This window comes from Streptomyces sp. NPDC018947, from assembly GCF_044390505.1.
Classification (GTDB): Bacteria; Actinomycetota; Actinomycetes; order Streptomycetales; family Streptomycetaceae; genus Streptomyces.
The window spans coordinates 567,564-573,563 of record NZ_JBIRZD010000002.1 but is presented as its reverse complement, the minus strand read 5'-3'; the positions used below and the strand labels follow the sequence as shown (position 1 = coordinate 573,563).

Here is a 6,000-nt window from a genome sequence, read left to right as displayed (position 1 = left end):
CGCGGCCGGACCGGCCGCGGGCGCCACCGCCGCGGTCACTCGCCCTTGGGCGCCGCCTGCTGCACCACCTCGAACGACCACAGCGTGGACCCGCTCGCCGCGGGCTTCGGGCGCTCGCCGCCCTCGCCCTCGCCACCGCCCTGGTGCGCGGCCTGCCGCGGGCCCTCCATCCACGCCTGGAAGGACTCCTCGTCGCGCCACCGCGTGTAGACGAGGTAGGTGTCGGTGCCCTCGACGGGGCGCAGCAGCTCGAACCACTCGAAGCCGTCGGAGTTCTCCACCGCGTGGGCACGCGAGGCGAAGCGCTTCTCCAGCGTCTCGCGCATCTCGGCCGGCACGGTCAGCACGTTGATCTTGACTACGCTCATGGCTCCCATCCTGCCGCACCGCGCTCATGAGGCCCGGCGCCGGACCCCGGTTCCGGCTTCTGTCACCTTGCGGGTGCCCGTCGTGGTCGTCCACCACGGCGCCGCGGGGTGACGGAGCCGCGGCGGCCGGCCCGTGGCCGATGCGTGCGCCGTTCCCGGCGTGGGGGCGATGGGATTGTCAGTCCGGTGCTGAAGAATGAGGGGCCAGCGAGATCAACTCCGGCCGGACCGGGTAGGCGGTCTCGAGACACTGTCCTGGAAAGGCCATGCCGATGCCGCCCACCGCCCTGCTCCCGCAGACCGCCGACCCGCGTGCGACCGGCCGCCCCGTACGGCACGGTGCCGCCGCTCCCGCCGGTGCCGTGCCCGCCCGCCGCCAAAGGTCCCGCGCGGGCGCCTCCGTCAGCCCCGAGGAGGCCGAGATCCTGCGCATAGTCTCCGACACGCGCACTCCCGTGTTCGTCACCGTCCGGGAGGGCGGACGGCGCAGATACAGCTACTGGAGGCCGCTGGACTCCGCGACGGGCAGGGGCGGTTGCTATGTGGCGCTGCCCACCGCCGAGTGCGACCGGCTGCACAGCGCCGGCCGCATCACGCTCGGCGAGCCCCTGACCGACCCCGCCCGGACGACCTACCGCGTCAGGGTCGCCGACACCCCGGTCGCCCCCGTCCGCGCGGTGCGCACCGAGCGGCCGGCGCGGATCGGCGTGCGCGCGGCGTGACCGGACGCCCCGCGCCGCCGCGGGACCGCGTCGGGCGGGCGGTCGGGACGACGCCCGGGTGCGGCCCGGAGCGCGGGGAGCACGGTCCGCGACGAACGGACACCTGACATCGGGCGGTCGCCGCCCCGCTGGGCCGCAGCCCCCGTCGGCCGCGCCCGCCCCCACCACAGCCGCGCCGGATGCCGGTCGCGGCCCTTCGGCGTGCCCGAAGCGGGCCGTGAGAGCCATCGCTGTCGCCACGGGCCGACGCGCTGCGTGGATCCGTCCTGTCACGGCACCGCCGTCTCGGCTCCCGTGCTGACCCGGTTCATCGTCCACCTGGGCCGGCGTTCGGCCTTCGTCGCCCTGGCGATCGTCAGCGCGACGTGGTGCGTCGTCCGGTACGCCGTCGGCAGGGACGGCCCCTACGGCGGAGCTGGCCCGGCGCCCCACGCGGCCCCGAAGGACCCCGGACCCCCCGCCCGGGTGTCCGCCCCGCCCCCGCTGCGGCGGCTGCTGCTCGGCGGCACCGTCGTCGGAGGTGTGCTCAGCGCCTTCGGCTCGCACTGGGCGCTCGCGCTGTCCAGTGCGTGGTTGCCCGTCTACCTCCGGACCGAGCTGGGCTTCGGTGCGGCGCGCGCGTCGGTCGCCGTCAGCTCCGTCTCGGTGCTCAGCCTGCTCCTGCTGCTGACCGTGCCGGCGCTGATCGACCGGCGCAAGCGGCGGGGGCGCGCGGGAGGCGCCGTCGACGGTGTCGCCCAGGGCGCGGCGGTCCTGGTCTCCGGCGCGGCGCTCGCGCTGCTCCCCTTCGCGGGCCGGCGGCCCCTGCCACTGGTCCTGATCGCCGGGGCGTTCGCCTGCCACTCGGTCGCCCTGCCCGTGCACTCCGTGACCACGGCCGCCGTCGTCCCCCCGGCCCGCCGGGGCGCCGTCTTCGGGGTGGTCGCGGCGACCGGCACCCTGCCGGGCATGTTCGTGCCCTTCCTCACGGGCCACCTGGTGGACGGGGCGGCGTCCGAGGCCGCGGGGTACTCGGCGGCCTTCCTGCTCTCGGCCGTCGTGCCGGCCACGTGCGGCGCGGCGGCCACGGTGATGATCCGCCCGGCCCGGGACACCCGGGCGCTCGGCGGCGAGGGCTGAGCGGCCGGGGGGACGGGCGACGGGCCCCCGTACCGCGCCGCGACCCCGGTGGCCGGTGGCCGGCGGGGGTCGGCCGGGCCGCTCAGGCGGGCCGGTCGAAGCCGGTGGCCCAGTAGCGGCCGCGCAGGGCGAGATCGAGCAGCATGCGGACGACCTCCTCGGCCGGCATCGGCGGGGTCTCGTGCCCGACCCACCACTGGAGGACCGCCACCTGCTCGCCGACCCAGACCCGGGCGAGCAGGTCGGCGTCGATGCGCGGCTTGACGTCGTTGCGCTCGGACCTGCCCCGGAACTCCTCGGCGGCCACCCGGGCGCACGCATCGGTGAACATGCGCAGCGGCTTCCCGTCCCCCTCGCCCCGCAGCACGATCCGGTACAGATCCCGCTCCTGCCGGGCGTGCCGCAGCATCTCCAGCACCGGCTTGCCGGTGAAGCCGACGGCGTTCTCCGCCACCGCCGGCCGCAGCCGTTCGTCGAGTTCGTCGAGCAGATCCCGTGTGACCCGGGCGAACAGCTCGTCCTTGTCGCGGAAGTGACTGTAGAAGGTGGCGCGCGCCACGTCCGCGCGCTGCGTGATGTCCTCGACGCTGAGCGAGGTGAAACCCCTCTCCAGCACGAGGTCCACCAGGGCGTCCCGCAATGCCCTGCGCGTCTTGCGGATCCGTCTGTCCTCGGCCATCCCCGTCGCCCGTCTCCCTCGCCGGTCCCCTTGGTCCCGCGGCGCGTGACCCCGCGGGCGGCAGCCAGTCTACGGACCCTTGACGGCTCCAACGTTATTGGACAGGTTGTCCAGAAACATCCGTATAGCCCAACCCCCGCCCTGGTCTGCGAGGACCGGACCTGGAGCTACGCCCGGCTGGAGGAGCGCGCCAACCGCCTCGCCTCCGCGCTCGTCCGGCGAGGAACTCGGCTTCCACGGCATCCACCTCCCAGAGGAGTACGGAGGCCAGGTCCTGAACCGCCCCGCGACCGGGCGGGGGCTCCCACGTGTCAGGCCGGCGGCGTGGGCCGGACGGCGAGGACGGCGATGTCGTCGGTGCTGTCCGCGCCGAGCCCGATCAGCAGCTCGTCGCAGAACGTGTCGAGCGGCTCGCGGGCCAGGTCGGCGGTGTGCCGGCGCAGCCTGTCCAGGGCGATGTCCAGCAGCTCGCCCCGGCGTTCGACCAGACCGTCGGTGTAGAGCAGCAGCGTCGAGCCGGCCGGCAGCGCGTCGCGGGCCGTACCGCGGGGCCCCTCCGGATCCATGCCGAGGAGGAGACCCGCGCCCTCCTCCAGGAAGCGGGTCTCGCCGTCGCGCGTGGTCAGCAGCGGCGGCAGGTGGCCGGCGGAGGAGTGCAGCAGCTCCCAGGGTCCCTCGGCAGGCCCCTTGACGACGCCGTAGATGCAGGTGGCGGTGGCCTCCCGGTACAGGCTGTGGTTGGCCAGGTCCAGCCGGTGCAGCACCTCCGCGGGCGGCTCACGGCGGTCCACGGCGATCCCGCGCAGCATGCTCCGGAGCTGGCTCATGGCGATGGCCGCGTCGAGGTTGTGCCCCGTCACGTCGCCGATGACCACGGCGGTGTCCCCGTTCGGCAGCACGAAGCTGTCGTACCAGTCGCCGCCGACCTGCGCGGTGGCCGAGGACGCGGCGTAGCGGGCGGCCATCCGCAGATGCCCGACCTCGGGCAGCACGGGCAGCAGCGAGAGCTGGAGCCGCTCGGCGATGCTGCGGGTCTCCTGGTACAGCCGGGCGTTGTCCACGCCGAGCGCCAGGTTGTGCACCAGGTCGTCGACGAGGGACAGGTCCTCCTCGGTGAACGGCCGGGCCGCGCCCGTCCGGGTGACGGTCAGCGCGCCGAAGATCTCCCGGCGGGCCCGCAGCGGAGCGACCACGGCGCTGCCCGCCCCGAAGGCGCGGAACAGCTCGGCGTAGTCCCGGTCCAGCTCGCTCACCGCCTGCCCCGGCGTCGGCACACCGGTCAGCAGCAGGGGACCGGCCCCGCTCAGCGCCCGGGCCAGCGGGCCCCGCGAGGCCTCGGAGACGGGCGGGAGCCGGCGCTCGTACGCCTCGGGGCGCAGCCCGCGCGGATCCCGGTGCACGACGCAGACCCGCTCCACCTGGGCGTGTTCCGTGAACAGGTCCACCGCGCACCAGTCGGCCAGCCGCCGGGTCAGCAGCCGGCCGACGCGGCGCAGGCCGTCCTCCAGGTCCAGGGTGTCGCTGAGTTCGGCCCCCGTGTCGGCCAGCAGGGACAGCCGGTCCAGCGCCGACAGGTCGTACCCGGAGCCCTGCGGCCCCGGGCCGCGTTCCGCGGCGGGCGACCGTCGGCCCCGTCCGGGGTCCGGGACCGACGCCGGGCGGTGCCTCGCGCCGTGCGCCGACGCGTCGAGTGAGGTGGCCGCCCGGGGGGAGAGCTGGGCGACGAAGACGGTGCGGCCGTCGGCCGTCTCCTGGGTCTGGATGCGGAGCCGGACCGGCAGCAGCCGCCCGTCGCGGTGCAGCGCCGGCAGCGGCACGGACCGGCCGACGATGCGGGTGCGGCCGGTGAGCAGCAGGGAGGTGAAGGCCGCGGTGTGCCGCTCCCGCAGGTGCTCGGGGATGAGTGCGGTCAGCTTGCGCCCGACGAGTTCGTCCGCGTCCCAGCCGAGCATGTCCGCCGCCGGCCCGTTGGCCGCGATGATCCGGTTGCTCTCGTCGGCGGCGATGGTCGGCAGCCGCCCCGCCGCCACGTGGGAGACGTCCCACGGCGCCAGGTCCGAGGAGCCGACCTCGGGCTCGCGGGGGAGCACGGTCCACGCGGTCGGCCGGGCTCCGGAGAGCTGTGCGACGATCTCGTCGAACAGCCAGTCCTGGAAGGCGCGTCCGCGCGGCAGCTCCGGCAGCATCAGCAGCAGTTCGTCCCGCGCCGCCTCCTCCGCGGCCTCCAGCACCCGGCGCAGGGCGCGTACGCCCGGCGCCGCGTCCGCCGGGAGCGTCAGGGAGACGGAGCGCAGGCCCGCCTCGGACGGCTGCGCACGGATGGCCGTCAGACCGGCGCTGATCATGTCGTTGAGGTCACGGGCCGCGTAGAGGTCGCGCGCGGGCACTCCCAGGTCCTCCCCGGTGAACGCGGCGAGGGCCAGCTCGCCCAGCAGCGCGTGCCGGTGCTGCTGGGACGCCGAGCACAGGGCGCTCGGCACGTCGACGAGCAGCACGGTCCGCGTCCGCACCGGTCCGACCGGCGGGGTGCCGGTGCGCCAGCCCGGCGACGGGGGCGGCGGGCCCTCGGTCCACAGCTCGAACCACACGCTCTTGTACCCGTCCCCGGCCTCGGCCCCGTAGCGCGAGGCCAGCCGCTCCACCAGCGCCAGCCCCCGCCCGGTCCCGGCGTACGGCGGGGAGGGCCGCGGCGCGGGCCCGCGGTCCGGCCGCCGGTCGGTGACGCGCACCCGCACCCGGCCGGCGTGGACCGAGACGCCCACCTCGACCTCGGTGCGTGCGTGCAGCACCGCGTTGGTGACCAGCTCGCCGGTCAGGAAACGGGCCGTGTCGGCGAGACCGGGGGCGGCGCCCTCCAGGGCGGCCCCGACGAACCGTCGCGCCGACGCCGCGCTCCGGGGCTCCGGGGGGAGAACGCGGGACGCCGCCTCCGGCGGATCGGGGTGGTCCATGTCCTCCAGTGTGTGCCCCGCGCGGGCCGGAACGCAGTGCGCCGTGCGGGCCCGACCCCGTCGGCCCGCCGCGTCCGTGCGCCGTACGGGTGAGGCGCGGGCGCCCGGGGCCGGACCCCGGGGGGCGGGGCCGGGGCTGGTGGGCGCCGGGCGACTCGGAT

Annotated in this window: 5 protein-coding genes; 2 read left to right on the top strand and 3 right to left on the bottom strand. The window is 76.1% G+C overall.

All coding sequences use genetic code 11. The features are described from left to right. Positions 1-35: 35 nt before the first annotated feature. Positions 36-368, bottom strand: a complete 333-nt coding sequence (locus ACH499_RS07195) for an antibiotic biosynthesis monooxygenase (protein WP_356204917.1) — start codon at positions 366-368, stop codon at positions 36-38. Between the two features lie 266 nt (positions 369-634). Between ACH499_RS07195 and ACH499_RS07190 the strand changes: the two genes are divergently transcribed. Together ACH499_RS07190 and ACH499_RS07185 are read left to right on the top strand one after the other, a co-directional pair. Next, positions 635-1,090, top strand: coding sequence for a hypothetical protein (locus ACH499_RS07190; RefSeq protein WP_399014203.1), 456 nt, complete (start codon positions 635-637; stop codon positions 1,088-1,090). Between the two features lie 255 nt (positions 1,091-1,345). Next, the gene (locus tag ACH499_RS07185; protein WP_399014202.1) at positions 1,346-2,209 is read left to right on the top strand and encodes a hypothetical protein; all 864 of its coding nucleotides are present in this window, start codon (positions 1,346-1,348) and stop codon (positions 2,207-2,209) included. 82 nt (positions 2,210-2,291) lie between these two features. Here ACH499_RS07185 and ACH499_RS07180 read toward each other — a convergent pair whose 3' ends face one another. Both ACH499_RS07180 and ACH499_RS07175 read right to left on the bottom strand, forming a co-directional pair. Continuing rightward, positions 2,292-2,888, bottom strand: coding sequence for a TetR/AcrR family transcriptional regulator (locus ACH499_RS07180; RefSeq protein ID WP_356204920.1), 597 nt, complete (start codon positions 2,886-2,888; stop codon positions 2,292-2,294). 311 nt (positions 2,889-3,199) lie between these two features. After that, positions 3,200-5,839, bottom strand: a complete 2,640-nt coding sequence (locus tag ACH499_RS07175) for a SpoIIE family protein phosphatase (protein WP_399014201.1) — start codon at positions 5,837-5,839, stop codon at positions 3,200-3,202. Between the last annotated feature and the right edge of the window lie 161 nt (positions 5,840-6,000).

Coding starts and splice junctions, on each gene's coding strand:
- ACH499_RS07175 (WP_399014201.1), bottom strand. CDS start 5,839: ATGGACCACCCCGATCCGCCGGAGGCGGCGTCCCGCGTTCTCCCCCCG.
- ACH499_RS07180 (WP_356204920.1), bottom strand. CDS start 2,888: ATGGCCGAGGACAGACGGATCCGCAAGACGCGCAGGGCATTGCGGGAC.
- ACH499_RS07195 (WP_356204917.1), bottom strand. CDS start 368: ATGAGCGTAGTCAAGATCAACGTGCTGACCGTGCCGGCCGAGATGCGC.
- ACH499_RS07190 (WP_399014203.1), top strand. CDS start 635: ATGCCGATGCCGCCCACCGCCCTGCTCCCGCAGACCGCCGACCCGCGT.